Origin of the sequence: Paracoccus laeviglucosivorans (assembly GCF_900182695.1) — a bacterium.
Taxonomy (GTDB): Bacteria; Pseudomonadota; Alphaproteobacteria; order Rhodobacterales; family Rhodobacteraceae; genus Paracoccus; species Paracoccus laeviglucosivorans.
Genome location: NZ_FXTK01000001.1, coordinates 318,392 through 335,560 on the forward strand (window position 1 = coordinate 318,392; position 17,169 = coordinate 335,560).

Consider the following 17,169-nt stretch of genomic DNA (forward strand, 5'->3'; position numbering starts at 1 on the left):
CATGGTGACGTGTCCGATCAATGCACCATCAGCCAAAGAGTTCCATTGAAAACGCAGCACTTTTCCCAAGCAGGGGCGCATAGGGCCGCGTTGGGCGGAAACTTGCCCCCCGTGAACCGACCCCAGCAGGATGCCGCGCGCGCCCGTCATCAGTGCGCAACCCCGGCTGCGACGCTTTCGTCGATGAAGCGGCCTTCCTTGAAACGGTTCAGGCCGAATTCGGCGGCCAGCGCCCCCGGACGGCCATTCGCCACCAGTTCCGCCATCGCCCAGCCCGAGCCGGGAATGGCCTTGAAGCCGCCGGTGCCCCAGCCGCAGTTCACGAAAATGCCGCCAACCGGCGTGGTGGACAGGATGGGCGAGCGGTCGCCGGTCATGTCCACGATCCCGCCCCATTGCCGCAGCATCTTCAGCCGCGACAGCATCGGGAAGGTTTCGACCAGCGCGCGGACGGTTTCCTCGACATGGTGCCAGGAACCGCGCTGCGAATAGTTGTTGAAGCCGTCGGTGCCGCCGCCGATCACCATCTCGCCCTTGTCGGATTGCGACAGGTAGCCGTGGACGGTGTTGGCCATGATGACCAGATCGCAGCAGGGCTTGATCGGTTCGCTGACCAGAGCCTGCAGGGCGAGCGATTCAATCGGCAGGCGGAAGCCCGCCATCTCGGCCAGCACCGAGGAGTTGCCCGCCACGATCATCGCCAGCTTGTCACATTCGATGCGACCCTTGGCGGTGTTCACGGCGCGGACCTGACCATTCGCGGTCTCGACCCCGGTGACTTCGCAGTTCTGGATGATGTCCATGCCCATGGCGCTGCACGCCCGCGCATAGCCCCATGCGACCGCATCGTGACGCGCGGTGCCGCCGCGCGGCTGGTAAAGCCCCCCCAGAACCGGATAGCGCGGACCGTCGATATTGATGATCGGCAGCATTTCCTTGATCTGATGCGGCGTGACCCATTCGGTCGTCACGTCCTGCAACTGGTTCGCGTAAACGGTGCGCTTATAGCCGCGGATCTCATGCTCGGTCTGGGCCAGCATCAGCAGGCCGCGCGGGCTGAACATGATGTTGTAGTTCAGATCCTGCGACAGGTTTTCATAAAGCTTCAGCGCCTTGTCATAGATCGCCGCCGACGGGTCCTGCAGATAGTTCGAGCGGATGATGGTCGTATTGCGACCCGTATTGCCGCCGCCCAGCCAGCCCTTTTCGATGATCGCAATGTCGGTGATGCCGAAATTCTTGCCAAGGTAATAAGCCGTCGCAAGCCCGTGCCCACCGGCGCCGACGATGACGACCTGATATTTCTTCTTGGGCTCGGGGCTGGTCCATGCCTTTTTCCAACCGGTATGCAGGCGCATCGCCTCTCGGGCGATGGCAAAGACCGAATACTTGCCGGTGCTGTTCGATGGGGATGCGGACATGGCTGGACCTTTCGCGACTCGTCGTTCTGCACAGTGCATTTTTACACCGCTTCGGGGCAAGCCGAGTTGCGACGGCAAAATTGTCGGAATGCGTCAATGAAAGGCGCAGATGTTCCGCGCAACCAAAGTCCCATGACCACGGGTCTTTGACTTTTTCAGCAGGCACAAAACCGCTATGAACCCGGAACGAAAACGGAGTTCGTCGATGTTCTGGATCATATGCGCCGGTTTGACCGCCATTATCGCGGCCTCGATCGCCGCGCCGCTTCTGCGTCGGCGCAGCACGGGGGACGAGCCCGCTGCCGCATATGACCTGCGCATCTATCGCGACCAGCTGCGCGAGGTGGAGCGTGATCTGGAACGCCGCCTGATCGAACCCGCCGAGGCCGAGCGGCTGCGCGCCGAAATCGGGCGCAAGGTGCTGACCGCCGACCGCGCGCTGGAACGCGAAAGTGGCGCGCGCCGTGCGCCGGGCGGGCCTGCGGCGGTTGCGGTGCTGGCCGCGCTGCTGCTGGGCGCGGGCGCGCTTTACTATGAAATCGGTGCGCCGGACAAACCCGACCAGCCCATCGCCCAGCGGATCGCGATGGCCCAGCAGGTCTATGACAACCGCCCCACCCAGGCCGAGGCGGAAAAGGTCGCGCCCAAGCCTCAGCGCCCCCCGGTGGACGCCGAATACACCGCCCTGATCGACCAGCTTCGCGCCGCAGTCGCCAAGAACCCCGACGATCCACAGGGTCAGGCTCTGCTTGCAATGCACGAGGAACGGCTGGGCAATCTGGTCGCGGCCAAGAACGCGCAGGCGAAACTGGTGGCCCTGCGGGGGGACAGCGCGACGGCCACCGATCACGCCCAGCTTGCCGCGCTGACCGTCGATGCCGCTGGCGGTCTGGTCACCCGCGACGCCGAGGCCGAGCTGGCCCGCGCGCTGGAGCTTGAGCCGAAAAACGGTCAGGCCCGCTATCTGTCGGGCTATCTGCAAATCCAGAACGGACGCCCCGACCGCGCCTTTCCGATCTGGGCAGACCTGTTGGCACAGGGGCCGGAAAGCGCGCCGTGGATGCCGGTTCTGCGCGCTTCGATCGGGGATCTGGCGTGGTTCGCGGGTCAGCCCGATTACGTCGCGCCGGAACCCCGCACCCTGCCCGGCCCCGATGCCGACGCCATGGCCGCAGCCGAGGATATGACACCCGAGGAACGCCAGCAGATGGTGGCCGGCATGGTCAAGGGCCTTGAGGAACGGCTGGCCACGCAAGGCGGCACGCCCGACGAATGGGCGCGGCTGATTTCATCGCTGGTGGTGATCGGACAGAAAGACCACGCGCAGAATATTCTGGCCGAGGCGCGTGGTCGCTTTGCCGGTGCCGCAGACGCGCTGGCCCCCATCGAGGCGGCTGCACAACAATCGGGGCTGAAATGATCTACGCCACAATCGAGGAATTCGCCGCCATTCTGCCCCGCGCAGGAGCCTTGGCAGGGCTGGACCTGGGAACCAAGACCATCGGCGTGGCGGTCAGCGACGGGCTACGCTCGGTCGCGTCGCCGCTGACCACGATCCGGCGCGAGAAATTCACGCTCGATGCCAATGCGCTGCTGAAGATTGCCGAGGAACGGGCGCTTGTCGGTCTGGTGCTGGGCCTGCCCCGCAACATGGACGGAACCGAGGGGCCGCGCGCGCAATCGACCCGCGCCTTTGCCCGGAATCTGGAACGGCTGACACCTTTGGCGATCACCTTCTGGGACGAACGCCTGTCCACCGTGGCCGCCGAACGCGCGCTGCTGGAGGCGGATACATCGCGCAAGCGCCGCGCCGAGGTCATCGACCATGTGGCGGCGGGCTATATCCTGCAAGGCGCGCTGGACCGGCTGCGCTATCTGGGATGATCCAAAGCCCCTGCATCAACATCTGCCAGATCGACCCCGAGAGCGGGCTGTGCGTCGGCTGCCTGCGCAGTCTGGACGAAATCGCCCGCTGGGGCGGCATGTCTGATAAGGAAAGGCAGGCGATCATGGACCGCCTGCCCGAACGTCGCGCCGGGTTGCCCCGGCGCTAAGTGCTTACATCTTGAACGACCAGAAGAACGTTTCGCCCGACGAGTCATCCACACCGTCATTGTCGGTCACGACATAGACCGTGCCATCGGGGGCGATCGCCATGCCTTCGACCTTGTCCTGAACGTAGCCGTTCCACTGTTTCAGGTCGGGGATCAGGTCGCGGACGACGTTCTTGGTCACGACCGGCAGATCGCCACCCAGTGCAACCGGCTTCAGATCCGCCAGCGCAACCGAGGTGATGGTCTTCAGCTTGGCGGCCTGACCGATCAGGTTGTCACGCTCGACCAGATACATGTTGTCGCCGTGGATCGCGATTTCCGACAGACCGACCCAGCCTTCGCCCGATTCCAGCGGATAGCGAACGCCAGTCCACTCGCCCGAGGTCGGGTTGAAGTTCAGAAGTTTGGTCTGACCTTTGGGATCGTCTTTCCATTCGCGCTGAACGGCCATCCACAGGCTGCCATCGGCGGCCAATGCGATGCCTTCCAGACCGAAACGGGTCGAACCGGCGACCAGATCGGCGGGCAGTTCGATCTGCTGCTGGATCGCGCCTTCGGCGTTCACGTGCAGGATCTGGTGCGGGATTTCCTTTTCCGGGTTCCCTTCGCTGGCCAGCCAGAAGCCGCCCTGACCGTCGGCGGTGATGCCTTCCAGGTCGATCTTCTCAGCCGGTTGACCATCCTTGGTCACGATGATCTTGTTCGTGATCTTGGCGGGCGTGGTGCCGGCTTCGACGCGGTAGATCGCGGGCGCAGATCCAAAGACGCTGTCGCTGATCGCGTAAAGCACGGCCGGATCGGTCGGATCGACGGTCAGGCCCGACAAGGCGGCCCAGCCCAGAACCTCATCCGAGGCAATGGTCGGATAGGCCGGGGTGCCTTCGGCGCGTTCGAAGATCATGACATGGGCGCGGGCAGCGCCGTCTTCGCCCAGATCAGTTTCGTTGGCGCTGGCAAACAGGTTGCGCGCCGGGATGGCGACCAGACCTTCGGGACCGATACCCGAGGGCAGGACCTGTTTCAGCACCGGCTGCGCAGGGGTCGCGACGTCGTAGACCGCGATGGCGCTGCCGCGCTCGGAACCCACGAACAGCAGTTTCTGGCCGTCGAACTCGGCGAATTTCAGCGCCTCGGGCTCGACGCCTTTCTTGTCGGAGCGCTTCTCGGGGTAGTGGCCGATCTTGATCAGCTCATGCTCGAAAGCGGCAGCCGATTCATTGACCACGGTGCCGTCGCGGTTCCAGATGGTGAACCCGCGCGAGCCGCCCTTGTAGTCGCCTTCGTTGGCGGTGGCGAAGTGGTCGTTGTCGATCCACGACACGGTATCGGGTTCACGCGGAACCGCTTTCAGGCTGCTGGTGAAATCCAGCTTGCCGTCACGCTCGGTATCGATGCCGTCCAGATCAACCGTGCCCGCGCTGAAATGCGACGCGATCTTGCCATCGGCGCCAATGACGGCGATGTGGTTGTTTTCCTGCATCGTGACGACCAGATCGCCGTTGTCGTTGAAATCGACATATTCGGGTTCCGGGTCATCGCCACCTTCGGCGGCAAGGCCGGTCAGTTGGATCTCTTCCTTGGCGGCGCAGTCGATCTGGCCGTCCTTGATCGGCAGGCGCACCACGAAACCGGCGGGCATCTGCGGCAGCGCGCCGTCGTTCACTTCTTCGTCGCGCTGGTTTTCGATCGCGATGGCGATCATGTCACCCTTGGGCGACAACGCGACCGAATCCGGCTGACCGCCCAGATCGCAATTGGCCACGACCTTCATCGTGTCCAGATCGACCGTGCGCAAAAAGCCCGAGGGCTTGGTCAGGTCTTCGGTCGTATCCACGCCGACGAAAGCCATCTTGTTCAGCACGACGGTGGTGGTCGGCTGACCATCGACCGTGACGTTGCCCAAGGGCTTCGGCGCTTTGGGGTCGGTGATATCGATCATGCCGATCGCACCCAGCGGCGCGTCCGAATAGATCAGTTCCATGCCATCGGCCGTCGCGGTCATGATCTCGGCCGAGGTTTCGCGGGCGCGATCTTCGCCTTCCGCCATGTTATCCACGGTGGCAAAGCTGGAGATGCGGTTAAATACCGGCTCGGCGGCGGCGGGCATCGCGGCAGCGAGCGCCAGAAGCGAGCAAAATGTCAGACGAAACGTCATAAGTCCCTCAAGGATGGTGGGAAAATCCTTGGGCGGTTTGCTTGCCCCCTGTAACGGGGTGTTGTCGCGGCGGTGACTGTTTTGTGACGTTTAGTTACGAACCACGACACGAACCTCGTGGATCGCGGTTTTCAGGCGTGCCCGCGTCTCGGCAGGCTCGCGCGCTACCGCATCAAGGATCGCGTGCATGTCGCCACGCAACCCGTGAAGCTGATCGACAAGCGACAAGACCAGCGACAGCGCCTCTTCGTCCAGGTGATAGCCTTCGGCCAGATCGACCACCAATTGCAGCCGGGCGATGTCCAGTTCGCGAAACAGCGGGCCGGTCGCGGATTGCACCGGCACAACGACGCCTGCACGGATATAGCTCTCAAGCTGGGTCGCCTGCAGCTCAGGCAGTTCAGCCAACGTCTCGGTCAGGGTATAGCGACGGGTCATCGGACGCCCCTTGGATCATATGCGTTGTCCTGACGCCAATTCTCCATGAAGCGGGCCAGTTCCTCATCCACGCGCGGGGGCATGACGATTTTCAGCACGACATGCTGATCGCCGCGCCGCCCCCCCTCGCCCTTGAGGCCGCGCCCTTTCAGCCGCAGCTTCTGACCCGAGCTTGCGCCGCGCGGGATCGTCAGCATCACCGCGCCGTCAATCGTCTCGGCCTCGACCTTACCGCCCAGCACGGCTTCGTCGATGGTGATGGGCAGGGTGGTTTCCACATCGTCGCCGTCGCGCCGCCAGTCGGGATCATCGCTGATCACCAGAGTCAGCAGCGCATCGCCGGGTTGGCCGTCCCCGTAACCTGACGCGCCCTTGCCGCGCAGCCGGATGATCTGACCATCGCGCGCGCCTTCGGGGATCTTCACCTCAAGCACAGCGCCGTCCGGCATGGTGATGCGCTGCGACCCGCCGCGCGCCGCCGTCATGAAGTCGATTTCCAGCGTGAACCGCTGATCCTGACCGCGCATGTCAAAACTTCGCGCGCCCGCGCGCCGCTGGGCCCCGCCCTGCCCGAACAGGTCGGAAAACACGTCCGACAGATCGTCGAAATCCGGTGCCCCCTGACGATAGGGATTGTCGCCCGCCTGCGCATAGTCGCGGTAATAATGCCGCTGACGTTCCTGACCCGAGGCGTCGATCTGGCCCTTGTCGAACCGCGCCCGCTGCTCGGCGTCTTTCAGCAGATCATAGGCCGAGGATGCGGCCTTGAACCGCTCATGCGCCGCGGGATCGGGGTTCAGGTCGGGATGGTCGGTCTTGGCGATGCGGCGATAGGCTTTCTTGATATCGTCCTGCGTGGCCGTCTTGCTCAGCCCCAGCGCCTTGTAGGGATCATCGGCCATCGCCGTTCCGTCCTTTCACGTCTTATCGGGCAAACGCGGCCAAGGCCGCTGCCGTTCCGCCTATGGGACACAAGCCGGGGATGTTTGTCCAGATTTCGCGAATGCAGGGGGCAGCGCAAAAGCGGGCATGTCCCCCGGCCCGAAGGCCCCTTGATGGGGCCGCACGGGTCGGATCACGCGCCGGGACGGAACGCCTTGATCCGTGCGGGATCGGTTTCGATCCGCGCCGCGCCGATCAGATCAAGGCAATAGGGCACGGCGGCAAAGACCGCGTCCAGACAGGTCGCAATGGCCGAGGGCTTGCCGGGAATGGTGATCATCAGCGTGCGCCCGCGAATGCCTGCCGTCTGGCGCGACAGGATGGCGGTAGGCACCTCGCGCAGGCTGGCGCGGCGCATCTCCTCGCCAAAGCCGGGCAGTTCCTTTTCCATTACATCGGCCATGGCTTCGGGTGTCTCGTCACGCGGGGCCGGGCCGGTGCCCCCGGTGATCAGGATCAGGTCGCTGGTCTTGCACAATTCGCGCAGCTTGTCGGCGACGCCTGCGCGACCATCCGGCACAATGACGCGGCTGATGTCCATGGGCGACGTGATGGTGGCGCGCAGCCATGCCTCGGCCCCCGGTCCGCCCTTATCCTCATAGACCCCGGCAAAGGCGCGGTCGGATACGGTGACGATGGCGATGCGTGCGGTCATGGCGGCCCCCGATGAAAAAGGCCGCGAGGGTTGCTCGCGGCCATTTCGCTTACTTGGAAACGCGGGCGTTGCGCGTCGCGATCAGCTTCAGGCGCAGCGCGTTCAGCTTGATGAAGCCCGCCGCGTCCTTTTGGTCATAGGCGCCGGCATCTTCTTCAAAGGTGACGTGCTTTTCGCTGTAAAGCGAATGGTCCGACCAGCGACCGACGCAGGTGGCCAGACCCTTGTAAAGCTTCAGACGCACGGTGCCGGTGACGTGTTCCTGCGACTTGTCGATCAGCGCCTGCAGCATCTCGCGCTCGGGGCTGAACCAGAAGCCGTTATAGATCAGCTCGGCATAGCGCGGCATGATCGAATCCTTCAGGTGGCCAGCGCCTGCATCCAGCGTGATCTGTTCGATGCCGCGATGCGCCTCCAGCAGGACGGTGCCGCCGGGGGTTTCATAGATGCCGCGCGACTTCATGCCGACAAAGCGGTTTTCCACGAAGTCCAGGCGACCGATGCCGTGCTTGCCGCCCAGTTCGTTCAGCTTGGTCAGGATCGTCGCGGGGCTCATCGCCTCGCCATTGATCGCGGTCGCGTCGCCACGCTCGAAGGTGACTTCGATATATTCGGGCTCGTTCGGCGCTTCCTCGGGGGACACGGTGCGCTGATAGACGTATTCCGGCGCCTGTTCGGCCGGGTTTTCCAGTGCCTTGCCCTCACTGCTGGTATGCAGCAGGTTCGCATCGACGCTGAAGGGGGCTTCGCCACGCTTGTCCTTGGCGATCGGGATCTGGTTCGCCTCGGCGAATTCCAGCAGCTTGGTGCGCGACGACAGATCCCATTCCCGCCACGGCGCGATCACCCGGATCGAGGGGTCCAGCGCATAGGCCGAAAGTTCGAACCGGACCTGATCATTGCCCTTGCCGGTCGCGCCATGCGCCACGGCATCGGCGCCGTGCTTATGCGCGATCTCGACCAAGTGCTTGGAGATCAGCGGACGCGCGATCGACGTGCCCAGCAGATACAGCCCTTCGTAAAGCGCGTTGGCGCGGAACATCGGGAACACGAAGTCGCGCACGAATTCTTCGCGCACATCGACGATGTGGATGTTTTCCGCCTTGATGCCCAGCAGTTCCGCCTTGGCGCGGGCGGGTTCCAACTCCTCGCCCTGCCCCAGATCGGCGGTAAAGGTGATGACCTCGCAGCCATATTCGGTCTGAAGCCATTTCAGGATGATCGAGGTATCCAGCCCCCCCGAATAGGCAAGGACGACTTTCTTCGGCGCGTCGGTCATGCGGTTAACCCTCATTGGAATTTCGGAGGGGAATAGGCCCATTCGCCGGTTGTCACAAGAGGAAGGGGTCACTAATCCTTCATCCGGCGCGGTTTCGTCGGGGATGGGCATGGCAGCGACAAACCCTATCGGCACGATTGAGCTTTTGCGCGGTATTCTGACACAGCCGATGCAACGCCCCGGCGCGCTTTTGCGCATTGCCGGGGCCATCTGGCTGGTGCAATTCCCGTCCTTTCTAAGTGCAGAAGCCGTGCTGCCGACCGATGGGCTGATCCTGATGGGCATGACGCCCGGACCGCTGACCACGGCCGTCGCGGTGCTGGTCGCACTGATGGTCTATATTGGCACGGCATGGGCTGCCGTCGGCTGGCACCGCCTGACCATCATGCAGGAAAAACCCGGCCTGATCGCGCCGCAGCCACACATGGGCCGGGTGCTGGACTATTTCGTTCGCGGCATCGCGCTTTCCGTCATCACCTGGCTGCCGATCCTGATGCTGGCGGGCTTTGCGGCGGTGGTCCTGCCTCCGGGTTTTCTGCTGGGACCGCGCGGTGCAGTCCTGATCCCCGGCGCTTTTCTGGCCATCTGGCTGACGCTGCGCCTGTGTCCCTGGCTGGTCAGCGGCGCTGTCAATGACCGCCTGAGCCTGGGTGAAAGCTGGCGGACGACCGCGCCGATTTCCAAGGCGCTGGCCGGATTATCGGTGCTGGGCATCATCGCCTATGCCATCGTGGTGGGCCTGCTGACATGGGCCGGGATGTCGGTGGGCGACGATCAGGGCTATTACATTTCGGACACGGCCATGTTCGGCATGGCGGTTTTGGCCTGTGCGGTTTTCTTCGTGTTTTTCGTGATCTGTATCTCGGCGTTCAACACGGTCTACACGGTCGCACGCGCCGCCCCCTTGCCAAGCGCCTGATTTCGCGCGATGGGCTGGGGCATGGAAAACTTTGCCGCCTCTGTCCGCCAGGCAGAGGTCGCGCTGCGCGACCTCTTCGAGCCGACCCCGCTTCAGAAGAATGACCACCTCTCGGCGAAATACGGCGCCGAGATCTGGTTGAAACGCGAAGACCTGACGCCCGTGCGCAGCTACAAGCTGCGCGGCGCCTTCAACGCCATGCGCAAGGTCGCTGGCGGCGCGGGGGCACATTTCGTCTGCGCAAGCGCAGGGAATCACGCGCAGGGCGTGGCTTACGCCTGCCGCCATTTCGGCGCCAAAGGCACGATCTTCATGCCGGTCACCACGCCGCAGCAAAAGATCGCCAAGACCCGCATTTTCGGCAATGGCGCGGTCGAGATCGTGCTGACAGGCGATTATTTCGACCAGACGCTGGCGGCCGCGCAGGAATTCGCGCGCGCGGCAGGGGCGCGTTTCCTTGCGCCGTTCGACGATCCCGATGTGGTCGAAGGTCAGGCGACCGTGGCGCTTGAGATGATGCAGCAGCTTGGCTTTGCCCCCGATCTGGTCGTGCTGCCCGTGGGCGGCGGCGGTCTGGCGGCGGGCGTCACAAGCTATCTGGCCGAAACCGCGCCCGCGACGCAGGCCGCGTTCGCCGAACCCGAAGGCGGGGCCAGCCTGCATGGCGCATTGACCGCAGGTGAACCTGTGACGCTGCCCGCCGTCGATACCTTTGTCGATGGCGCGGCTGTCGCGCGGATTGGTGCGCTGCCCTTTTCGCTGCTGTCGCGTTTTTCGCCCGATCAGGTCCATCCCGCGCCCGAAGATCGCATCTGCGCCACCATGCTTGAGATGCTGAACATCGAAGGTATCGTGCTGGAGCCCGCAGGCGCGCTGGCGATTGACGCCCTGCGCGACATCCCCGATCTGGCGGGCAAGCGGATCGTCTGCGTCTGTTCAGGCGGCAATTTCGATTTCGAACGCCTGCCCGAGGTCAAGGAACGCGCCCAGCGTTTCTCTGGGCTAAAACGCTATTTCATTCTGCGTATGCCGCAGCGCCCCGGTGCCTTGCGCGACTTTCTGGAATTGCTGGGGCCGGATGACGACGTGGCGCGATTCGAGTATCTGAAGAAATCGGCGCGCAACTTTGGTTCGATCCTGATCGGGATCGAAACCAGCGCGCCTGAGAATCTGGAACGGCTGTGCGAACGTCTGGCCGCCGCCGGGATCGGGTATCGCGACATCACGCGCGATCCGGTGCTTTCGGAATTCCTGATCTGATCCCAAGGTGCTGCGCGCCTTACAAGCCGCGCAGCACCTTGGCCGCAAACGCGCGCGAGCCGGGGTCGTCCAACAGCTGAACCGCGTCTGCCAGCGGGAACCAATGCGCACTGTGGCCTGCCTCGCTGGGCGGGCCAAGGCGGCGGATCGGGCGGGCCAGCCAGATCGAGCACATCTTTTCCGCCCAGAAGCCATATTCGGGCATATGGCAAAAGCGGCGATAGACCCCCAGCCTGCGCGGGGTGCTGATCGTCCAGCCGGTTTCCTCATAGACCTCGCGGTGCAGTGCTACCTGTGGCGATTCGCCCGGATCAATGCCGCCGCCCGGCAGCTGGAATTCGGGTTCGGGGGCGCGTTGAAAGGTCAGCAGCGCCGCACCGTCACGCAGCAGAACGGCATAGGCCCCCGGACGCAAACGATAGCGATGAGGACCGGGAGGCGGTCCAAAACGAGGAATCATGCAGGCGCTCCTTGCTGGCTTTTGCGGCAAGCGCGAAAGCGACCTTGTCACGTCCGATTGTCAAGACCGATCCGCCTGCCACGGCCAGCGCATCGCATCGGCTCCGGCATGTCGCGAAATGCAAAAAGCGTGCAAACCCAAAGGTTTGCACGCTTTTTGTTTTTGGTGCCCAGGAGAGGACTCGAACCTCCACGCCTTGCGGCACACGGACCTGAACCGTGCGCGTCTACCAATTCCGCCACCTGGGCAGGTGGTGTGAGCGGGGTGATTAAAGGCAGTTGCGGGGGCCGTCAATGGCCCCAAACAAGTTTTTTCGTCGTTCCGTCATTTTTTCTTTGCGCGCGCAGTTTTTTCTCTGTCAGCAAGGGAAACGGGTGGCGACTGTCCTTTCCGCCAGCTTGCCGCATGGACTTCGACGCGCCTAGAAATCGCTCATATCGGCGCGGATAATTTTTTATGATGAACGGGTTCTGCTGATGGAAGAGTTTACCGCCCGCGTCTGGGACGTGATCGTGATCGGCACCGGGATCGGTGGCGGAACCGTGGGGCGTCGTCTGGCCGAACAGGGCCTGTCGGTGCTTTTCGTCGAAAAAGGCCCCGATCTGGGGGATACCGCCGTATCGGCATTGGCCGTGGACAGCGCCGATCCCGAAGCGCGGATGGCCAATGGCGCATGGCCTAAGCTGGTCGCCGCCGAACTGGACGGCAAGTGGTGCGAGCTGGACGGGATGATCGGCGCGGGTGTCGGCGGCACCTCGGCCTATTATGCGGCCACGCTGGAACGCCCCGAACCCCATGACCTTGACCCCGGCCCCGGCCACCCCCACCCCACCGGCGGCTGGCCCGTCGGATATGAGGAGATGCGCCCCTGGTTCGAGCTGGCCGAGGAATATTTTCACATCAGCGGCGAACCCGACCCACTGGACCCCGTGCCCGCGAACCTGCCCGCGCCGCCGCGCGTCCTGCCCGCCTCGGATGCCGCGCTGATGGAGGATTTGCGCCGCGCCGGGATGCACCCCTATCAGACGCATATGGCAGCGCGTTTCCTGCCGGGCTGCGCCAATTGCTTCGGCCAGCGCTGCCCCCGCCGTTGCAAGATGGACGGCCGTTCCGCAGGTGTGCTGCCCGCGCTTGAAACCGGGAATGCTACGTTGCTGGACCGTTGCAGCGTGTCCCGGATCGAAGCTGATGCAACGGGTGTGCAATCGCTGACCTGTCGCCGCGACGGCGAGACGCTGACGCTTAGGGCGCATCGCTATGTGCTGGCGGGTGGGGGGCTTGGCTCGCCCTCGCTTATGCTGCGGTCTGGCAATGAGCATTGGCCAGACGGGCTGGGCAACCGCAACGATCTGGTCGGGCGCAACCTGATGTTCCACCTGAGCGAGATCATCGCGATCTGGGCCGGACGCGGCAAGGGCGAGGGTGCCTCGCGTTCGATCAGTATGCGCGATCTGTATTACATGCAGGGCGAACGCTTCGGGACCGTGCAATCCATGGGTCTGGTCGCGGGCTATGGCGAGATCCTGCACGCAATGAACAGCCGCTTTGACCGCTCGCCCCTGCGGCGGCTACGGCCCCTGCGGCTGGGTCTGCGCCTGCCCGCGCGGGTTGCGGCACAGGTTCTGGGTCAGGCCAAGCTGTTCGTGGGCGTGCTGGAAGATCTACCCTATGCCACGAACCGCGTCCTGCCCGACCCCGATGACGAAGACCGGCTGCGCTTTCACTATGACATGTCGGACGAATTGCAGCGCCGCCGCGCTGCGTTTCGTGACGCGATGCGCAAGGCGTTCCGCCCGAACCGCGCCATGTTCATGGGCAGCACGCCGCAGCTGAACTTTGCCCATCCCTGCGGCACGATGCGCTTTGGCGACGATCCGGCGACCAGCGTTCTGGATCGCGACTGCAAGGTGCATGGGCTGGAGAATTTGTATGTGGCGGATTCCAGCTTCATGCCGACCTCGAACGGGGTGAACCCAAGCCTGACCATTGCCGCCAATGCCTTGCGCGTTGCCGACTGCATCGTCCAGTCCATGCGGCCACGGCTTGCCGCTGCGGGCGAGCTTGGGTATTGAGCGGAAAAGCACGCCAACATCAGGCACGCCAAAAAGGAGCGAAAGCCATGTCCGCAGCCAAGCTTGTCACGATCTATGGCGGGTCCGGTTTCCTGGGGCGGCAGATCGCCCGCATTCTGGCTGCGCAGGGCTGGCGCGTCCGCGTAGCCGTGCGCCGTCCGAACGAAGCGGGCGTGGTGCGCACCTATGGCGCCCCCGGACAGATCGAACCCGTGCCCTGCAACGTGCGCGACGACGCCTCGGTTCTGGCCTGCATGGCCGATGCCGATGCGGTCGTGAACTGCGTGGGCGTGCTGGTCGAGGAAGGCAAGAACACCTTTGCCGCCGTCCATGACGAAGCCGCGGGCCGCATCGCCCGGCTTTCGGCCCAGTTGAACGTGCCGCATTTCGTGCATGTCTCGGCGCTTGGCGCGGATGCCGATGCCGACAGCCGCTATGCCGCCTCGAAAGGCCGTGGTGAGGCTGCGGTGCTAAGCCATCGCGCCGATGCCGTGATTCTGCGCCCGTCGATCATTTTCGGTTCGGACGACAATTTCTTTAACCGGATCGCCTCGATGACGCGGTTCGGTCCGGTGCTGATGGTGCCGGGTGCCGATACGCCGGTCCAGCCGGTCTATGTCATGGATGTCGCCAATGCCGCCGTGCTGGCCGCCCAAGGCAAGGCCGCGCCGGGTATCTATGAACTGGGCGGCCCCGAGGTGATGACGATGCGCGACGTGGCACGGCTTGTCCTGCGGGCCACCGACCGCCGCCGCGCGGTCATGAATCTGCCCGGCCCCTTGGGCGGCGGTCTGGCATCCGTGCTGGACGCCGTGCAGGTGGTCAGTGGCGGTCTGCTGACCAATCGCGTGCTGACGCGCGATCAACTGCGTTCGCTGAAGCGTCCGAACCGGGTCGGCGAAGGCGTCAAGGACTTGACTTCACTAGGTATTGAGCCGACCGCCGCCTCGGCGGTCATTAATGAGTATCTGTGGCGCTTCCGTCCCTCGGGTCAATATGAGGCGATGACCGCGTCCGCCAAGAACCTGCGCCGGAGCTGATGGAACATAATACGATTGTTGCCGCGATCCTTGGTCTGCTGGAAGGCTTGACCGAATTCATTCCCGTGTCCTCGACCGGGCACCTGCTGCTGGTGGGTCATTTTCTGGGCTTCGATTCGCCCGGCCGCGCCTTTGAGGTGCTGATCCAGCTGGGTGCCATCATGGCCATCCTTGGCGTTTATGCCGGGCGGCTGTGGCGGCTGTTTTCCGCAGCCCCCCATGACCCCAAGGCCCGGCGCTTCATATTTGCCGTGCTGCTGGCATTCCTGCCCGCCGTCGTGATCGGCGTGATGGCCCACAAGGTCATCAAGGAAGTGCTGTTCGAAACCCCGATGCTGGTGGCCGTCATGCTGATCGTCGGCGGGGTCGTGTTGCTGTTCGTGGACCGCATGGCCAAGAACCCGCGTTATCACGCGGCCGAGGATATTCCGGTCGGCACCGCCTTCAAGATCGGCCTGATCCAGTGTTTGGCGATGATCCCCGGCGTATCGCGGTCGGGTGCCACGATCACGGGTGCGCTGCTTTTGGGCGTGGACAAGCGGTCCGCCGCCGAATTCAGCTTCTTCCTGTCGATGCCGACGATGGTCGGCGCTTTCGCCTATGATCTTTACAAGAACCGCGACATTCTGGACGCGGCGGCACTAAGCAATATCGCCGTCGGTTTCGTCTGCGCGTTTATTTCGGCCATAGTCGTGGTGCGCTGGTTGCTCAACTACGTCTCGGCCCATGGATATGCTGTCTTCGCCTGGTGGCGAATCATCGTCGGGGCCGTGGCTATGCTGGCTCTGGCAGCAGGTTGGTAAACTTTACTGACCTAATTTAGATGCTGGCAGGCGCAAAATTGACCTGCCAGCGATTAAAATCCGCAAATAGGTCAGCTTAGCTGACTTTTAATCATCTTCGCCCTGTCTTATCAGGCTTTCAACAGCCTCGCTAGGAAGGGACGCGCAGCCATGGCCACGCAGAAGATGCTCAAGTTCGTCACCATCGGGCGCGAGATGCCTGAGAAACGTGACGCCGCCTCCCGCTCGGAGGATTTTCACGAGATCTATCGCGAATTCGCCGCCGCCAAGGCGACCGAACAGGCAAGCCGCTGCAGCCAATGCGGCGTGCCCTATTGCCAGTCGCACTGCCCGCTGCACAACAACATCCCCGACTGGCTGCGCCTGACCGCCGAAGGCCGCGTCCAAGAGGCGTGGATGCGCAGTCAGGAAACCAACACCTTCCCGGAAATCTGCGGCCGCATCTGCCCGCAGGACCGTCTGTGCGAAGGGAACTGCGTCATCGAACAATCGGGCCACGGCACCGTGACCATCGGCGCGATCGAGAAATACATCACCGACACCGCGTGGGAAAATGGCTGGGTCACCCCCGCCGCCCCCGCGGTCGAGCGCCCCGAGTCGATCGGCATCATCGGCGCGGGTCCGGGTGGCCTTGCCGCCGCCGACCGCCTGCGCCGCATGGGCTATCAGGTCACCGTCTATGACCGTCACGACCGCGCGGGCGGGCTGCTGATCTATGGCATCCCCGGCTTCAAGCTGGAAAAGGACGTGGTCGAGCGTCGCAACAAACAGCTGGCCGATGGCGGCGTCGAATTCGTGCTGAACACCAATGTCGGCGACGACCTGAGCTTTGACGCCATTCGCGGCAAGCACGATGCCGTGCTGATCGCGACGGGCGTTTACAAGACCCGCGATCTGGACATCGACAATGCCGCAGCCAAGGGCGTGGTGCGGGCGCTGGATTACCTGACCGCCTCGAACCGGGTCGATCTGGGCGATGAGATCCCCGACTACGAAGACGGCGAACTGAATGCATCGGGCAAGCGCGTCGTCGTGATCGGCGGCGGCGACACCGCCATGGACTGCGTGCGCACCGCGATCCGTCAGGGCGCGCTGTCGGTCAAATGCCTGTATCGCCGCGACCGTGCCAACATGCCCGGCTCGCAGCGCGAAGTGCAGAACGCCGAGGAAGAAGGCGTCGAATTCGTCTGGCTGTCCGCCCCCGGTTCCTTTGCGGGTCATGTCACGGGCGAAGCCATGGAGGCGCAGGAAGCCGATGTGGGCGATGTGTCCATCGCCTCGGTCCGCATCCAGAAGATGCGTCTGGGCGCGCCGGACGTGTCGGGCCGCCAATCGCCCGAACTGATCGAGGGGGCCGATTACGACGAGCCCGCCGATCTGGTCATCAAGGCGCTTGGCTTTGAGCCGGAAGAGCTGCCGCGTCTTTGGGGCGTCGATGGGCTGGAAGTGACCCGCTGGGGCACGATCCGCGCCGATTACCAGACGCACCAGACCAGCCTGCCCGGCGTCTTTGCCGTGGGCGACATCGTGCGTGGTGCCAGCCTTGTGGTCTGGGCGATCCGCGACGGCCGCGAGGCTGCCGACAGCATCGCTGGTTACCTGTCCGGCGCTGCCCGCGTCGCCGCCGAGTAAGGGAGTGATCGCCATGCACGATCCGTGCAAGGGACATAG

General features: G+C 63.8%; 16 protein-coding genes and 1 tRNA gene. 9 read left to right on the forward strand and 8 right to left on the reverse strand.

The window, feature by feature from the left end; all coding sequences use genetic code 11:
* Nucleotides 1-149 precede the first annotated feature (149 nt).
* Entirely contained in the window at nucleotides 150-1,421 is a 1,272-nt protein-coding gene (locus FN835_RS01665; protein ID WP_142661441.1) for a sarcosine oxidase subunit beta family protein, read from the reverse strand.
* Between the two features lie 205 nt (nucleotides 1,422-1,626).
* Here FN835_RS01665 and ccmI point away from each other — a divergent pair, with 205 nt between their 5' ends.
* The 3 genes from ccmI to FN835_RS01680 are packed head-to-tail and all read left to right on the forward strand — an operon-like array spanning nucleotide 1,627 to nucleotide 3,475.
* On the forward strand, nucleotides 1,627-2,841 hold the full coding sequence (gene ccmI / locus FN835_RS01670) for a c-type cytochrome biogenesis protein CcmI (RefSeq protein WP_142661442.1): 1,215 nt from the start codon (nucleotides 1,627-1,629) through the stop codon (nucleotides 2,839-2,841).
* A complete protein-coding gene (ruvX, locus tag FN835_RS01675; RefSeq protein WP_142661443.1) occupies nucleotides 2,838-3,305 on the forward strand; it encodes a Holliday junction resolvase RuvX in 468 nt (155 codons plus the stop codon). The genes ccmI and ruvX overlap by 4 nt, the downstream gene beginning before the upstream one ends.
* A complete protein-coding gene (locus FN835_RS01680) occupies nucleotides 3,302-3,475 on the forward strand; it encodes a DUF1289 domain-containing protein (protein WP_142661444.1) in 174 nt (57 codons plus the stop codon). Before ruvX ends, FN835_RS01680 begins: the two co-directional genes overlap by 4 nt.
* 4 nt (nucleotides 3,476-3,479) lie before the next feature.
* Here FN835_RS01680 and FN835_RS01685 read toward each other — a convergent pair whose 3' ends face one another.
* The 5 genes from FN835_RS01685 to FN835_RS01705 all read right to left on the reverse strand — a co-directional run bounded on the left by FN835_RS01685 (nucleotide 3,480) and on the right by FN835_RS01705 (nucleotide 8,944).
* Nucleotides 3,480-5,630 (reverse strand): esterase-like activity of phytase family protein, encoded by a 2,151-nt coding sequence (locus FN835_RS01685; protein ID WP_142661445.1) that lies wholly within the window; start codon nucleotides 5,628-5,630, stop codon nucleotides 3,480-3,482.
* A 90-nt stretch (nucleotides 5,631-5,720) separates the two neighbouring features.
* Nucleotides 5,721-6,068 carry a hypothetical protein gene (locus FN835_RS01690; RefSeq protein ID WP_142661446.1) on the reverse strand — a complete coding sequence of 116 codons (348 nt, stop codon included), beginning with the start codon at nucleotides 6,066-6,068 and terminating at the stop codon, nucleotides 5,721-5,723.
* Nucleotides 6,065-6,970, reverse strand: coding sequence for a DnaJ C-terminal domain-containing protein (locus tag FN835_RS01695; protein WP_142661447.1), 906 nt, complete (start codon nucleotides 6,968-6,970; stop codon nucleotides 6,065-6,067). The genes FN835_RS01690 and FN835_RS01695 overlap by 4 nt, the downstream gene beginning before the upstream one ends.
* Nucleotides 6,971-7,143: 173 nt before the next feature.
* The gene (gene mog / locus FN835_RS01700; protein ID WP_142661448.1) at nucleotides 7,144-7,665 is read right to left on the reverse strand and encodes a molybdopterin adenylyltransferase; all 522 of its coding nucleotides are present in this window, start codon (nucleotides 7,663-7,665) and stop codon (nucleotides 7,144-7,146) included.
* 49 nt (nucleotides 7,666-7,714) lie between these two features.
* Complete coding sequence (locus tag FN835_RS01705; RefSeq protein ID WP_142661449.1) at nucleotides 7,715-8,944, reverse strand: argininosuccinate synthase; 1,230 nt, start codon at nucleotides 8,942-8,944, stop codon at nucleotides 7,715-7,717.
* 109 nt (nucleotides 8,945-9,053) lie between these two features.
* Between FN835_RS01705 and FN835_RS01710 the strand changes: the two genes are divergently transcribed.
* Together FN835_RS01710 and ilvA are read left to right on the forward strand one after the other, a co-directional pair.
* Entirely contained in the window at nucleotides 9,054-9,863 is an 810-nt protein-coding gene (locus tag FN835_RS01710) for a hypothetical protein (protein WP_142661450.1), read from the forward strand.
* A gap of 21 nt (nucleotides 9,864-9,884) precedes the next feature.
* The gene (ilvA, locus tag FN835_RS01715) at nucleotides 9,885-11,123 is read left to right on the forward strand and encodes a threonine ammonia-lyase IlvA (protein ID WP_142661451.1); all 1,239 of its coding nucleotides are present in this window, start codon (nucleotides 9,885-9,887) and stop codon (nucleotides 11,121-11,123) included.
* A gap of 19 nt (nucleotides 11,124-11,142) precedes the next feature.
* Here ilvA and FN835_RS01720 read toward each other — a convergent pair whose 3' ends face one another.
* Both FN835_RS01720 and FN835_RS01725 read right to left on the reverse strand, forming a co-directional pair.
* Complete coding sequence (locus FN835_RS01720) at nucleotides 11,143-11,583, reverse strand: NUDIX domain-containing protein (RefSeq protein WP_142661452.1); 441 nt, start codon at nucleotides 11,581-11,583, stop codon at nucleotides 11,143-11,145.
* A 163-nt stretch (nucleotides 11,584-11,746) separates the two neighbouring features.
* Nucleotides 11,747-11,831, reverse strand: a tRNA-Leu gene (locus tag FN835_RS01725).
* 228 nt (nucleotides 11,832-12,059) lie between these two features.
* Between FN835_RS01725 and FN835_RS01730 the strand changes: the two genes are divergently transcribed.
* The 4 genes from FN835_RS01730 (at nucleotide 12,060) to FN835_RS01745 (ending at nucleotide 17,130) form a co-directional block, all read left to right on the forward strand.
* Complete coding sequence (locus FN835_RS01730; RefSeq protein WP_142661453.1) at nucleotides 12,060-13,655, forward strand: GMC oxidoreductase; 1,596 nt, start codon at nucleotides 12,060-12,062, stop codon at nucleotides 13,653-13,655.
* Nucleotides 13,656-13,702: 47 nt separating this feature from the next.
* Entirely contained in the window at nucleotides 13,703-14,695 is a 993-nt protein-coding gene (locus FN835_RS01735; protein ID WP_142661454.1) for a complex I NDUFA9 subunit family protein, read from the forward strand.
* Nucleotides 14,695-15,498, forward strand: coding sequence for an undecaprenyl-diphosphate phosphatase (locus FN835_RS01740; RefSeq protein ID WP_142661455.1), 804 nt, complete (start codon nucleotides 14,695-14,697; stop codon nucleotides 15,496-15,498). Before FN835_RS01735 ends, FN835_RS01740 begins: the two co-directional genes overlap by 1 nt.
* 150 nt (nucleotides 15,499-15,648) lie before the next feature.
* Nucleotides 15,649-17,130, forward strand: a complete 1,482-nt coding sequence (locus tag FN835_RS01745) for an NAD(P)-dependent oxidoreductase (protein ID WP_142661456.1) — start codon at nucleotides 15,649-15,651, stop codon at nucleotides 17,128-17,130.
* Nucleotides 17,131-17,169 lie beyond the last annotated feature (39 nt).

Bases quoted from the DNA above. Each gene is read 5' to 3' on its own strand.
- FN835_RS01665 (WP_142661441.1), bottom strand. From the start codon at position 1,421: ATGTCCGCATCCCCATCGAACAGCACCGGCAAGTATTCGGTCTTTGCC.
- ccmI (WP_142661442.1), top strand. From the start codon at position 1,627: ATGTTCTGGATCATATGCGCCGGTTTGACCGCCATTATCGCGGCCTCG.
- ruvX (WP_142661443.1), top strand. From the start codon at position 2,838: ATGATCTACGCCACAATCGAGGAATTCGCCGCCATTCTGCCCCGCGCA.
- FN835_RS01680 (WP_142661444.1), top strand. From the start codon at position 3,302: ATGATCCAAAGCCCCTGCATCAACATCTGCCAGATCGACCCCGAGAGC.
- FN835_RS01685 (WP_142661445.1), bottom strand. From the start codon at position 5,630: ATGACGTTTCGTCTGACATTTTGCTCGCTTCTGGCGCTCGCTGCCGCG.
- FN835_RS01690 (WP_142661446.1), bottom strand. From the start codon at position 6,068: ATGACCCGTCGCTATACCCTGACCGAGACGTTGGCTGAACTGCCTGAG.
- FN835_RS01695 (WP_142661447.1), bottom strand. From the start codon at position 6,970: ATGGCCGATGATCCCTACAAGGCGCTGGGGCTGAGCAAGACGGCCACG.
- mog (WP_142661448.1), bottom strand. From the start codon at position 7,665: ATGACCGCACGCATCGCCATCGTCACCGTATCCGACCGCGCCTTTGCC.
- FN835_RS01705 (WP_142661449.1), bottom strand. From the start codon at position 8,944: ATGACCGACGCGCCGAAGAAAGTCGTCCTTGCCTATTCGGGGGGGCTG.
- FN835_RS01710 (WP_142661450.1), top strand. From the start codon at position 9,054: ATGGCAGCGACAAACCCTATCGGCACGATTGAGCTTTTGCGCGGTATT.
- ilvA (WP_142661451.1), top strand. From the start codon at position 9,885: ATGGAAAACTTTGCCGCCTCTGTCCGCCAGGCAGAGGTCGCGCTGCGC.
- FN835_RS01720 (WP_142661452.1), bottom strand. From the start codon at position 11,583: ATGATTCCTCGTTTTGGACCGCCTCCCGGTCCTCATCGCTATCGTTTG.
- FN835_RS01730 (WP_142661453.1), top strand. From the start codon at position 12,060: ATGGAAGAGTTTACCGCCCGCGTCTGGGACGTGATCGTGATCGGCACC.
- FN835_RS01735 (WP_142661454.1), top strand. From the start codon at position 13,703: ATGTCCGCAGCCAAGCTTGTCACGATCTATGGCGGGTCCGGTTTCCTG.
- FN835_RS01740 (WP_142661455.1), top strand. From the start codon at position 14,695: ATGGAACATAATACGATTGTTGCCGCGATCCTTGGTCTGCTGGAAGGC.
- FN835_RS01745 (WP_142661456.1), top strand. From the start codon at position 15,649: ATGGCCACGCAGAAGATGCTCAAGTTCGTCACCATCGGGCGCGAGATG.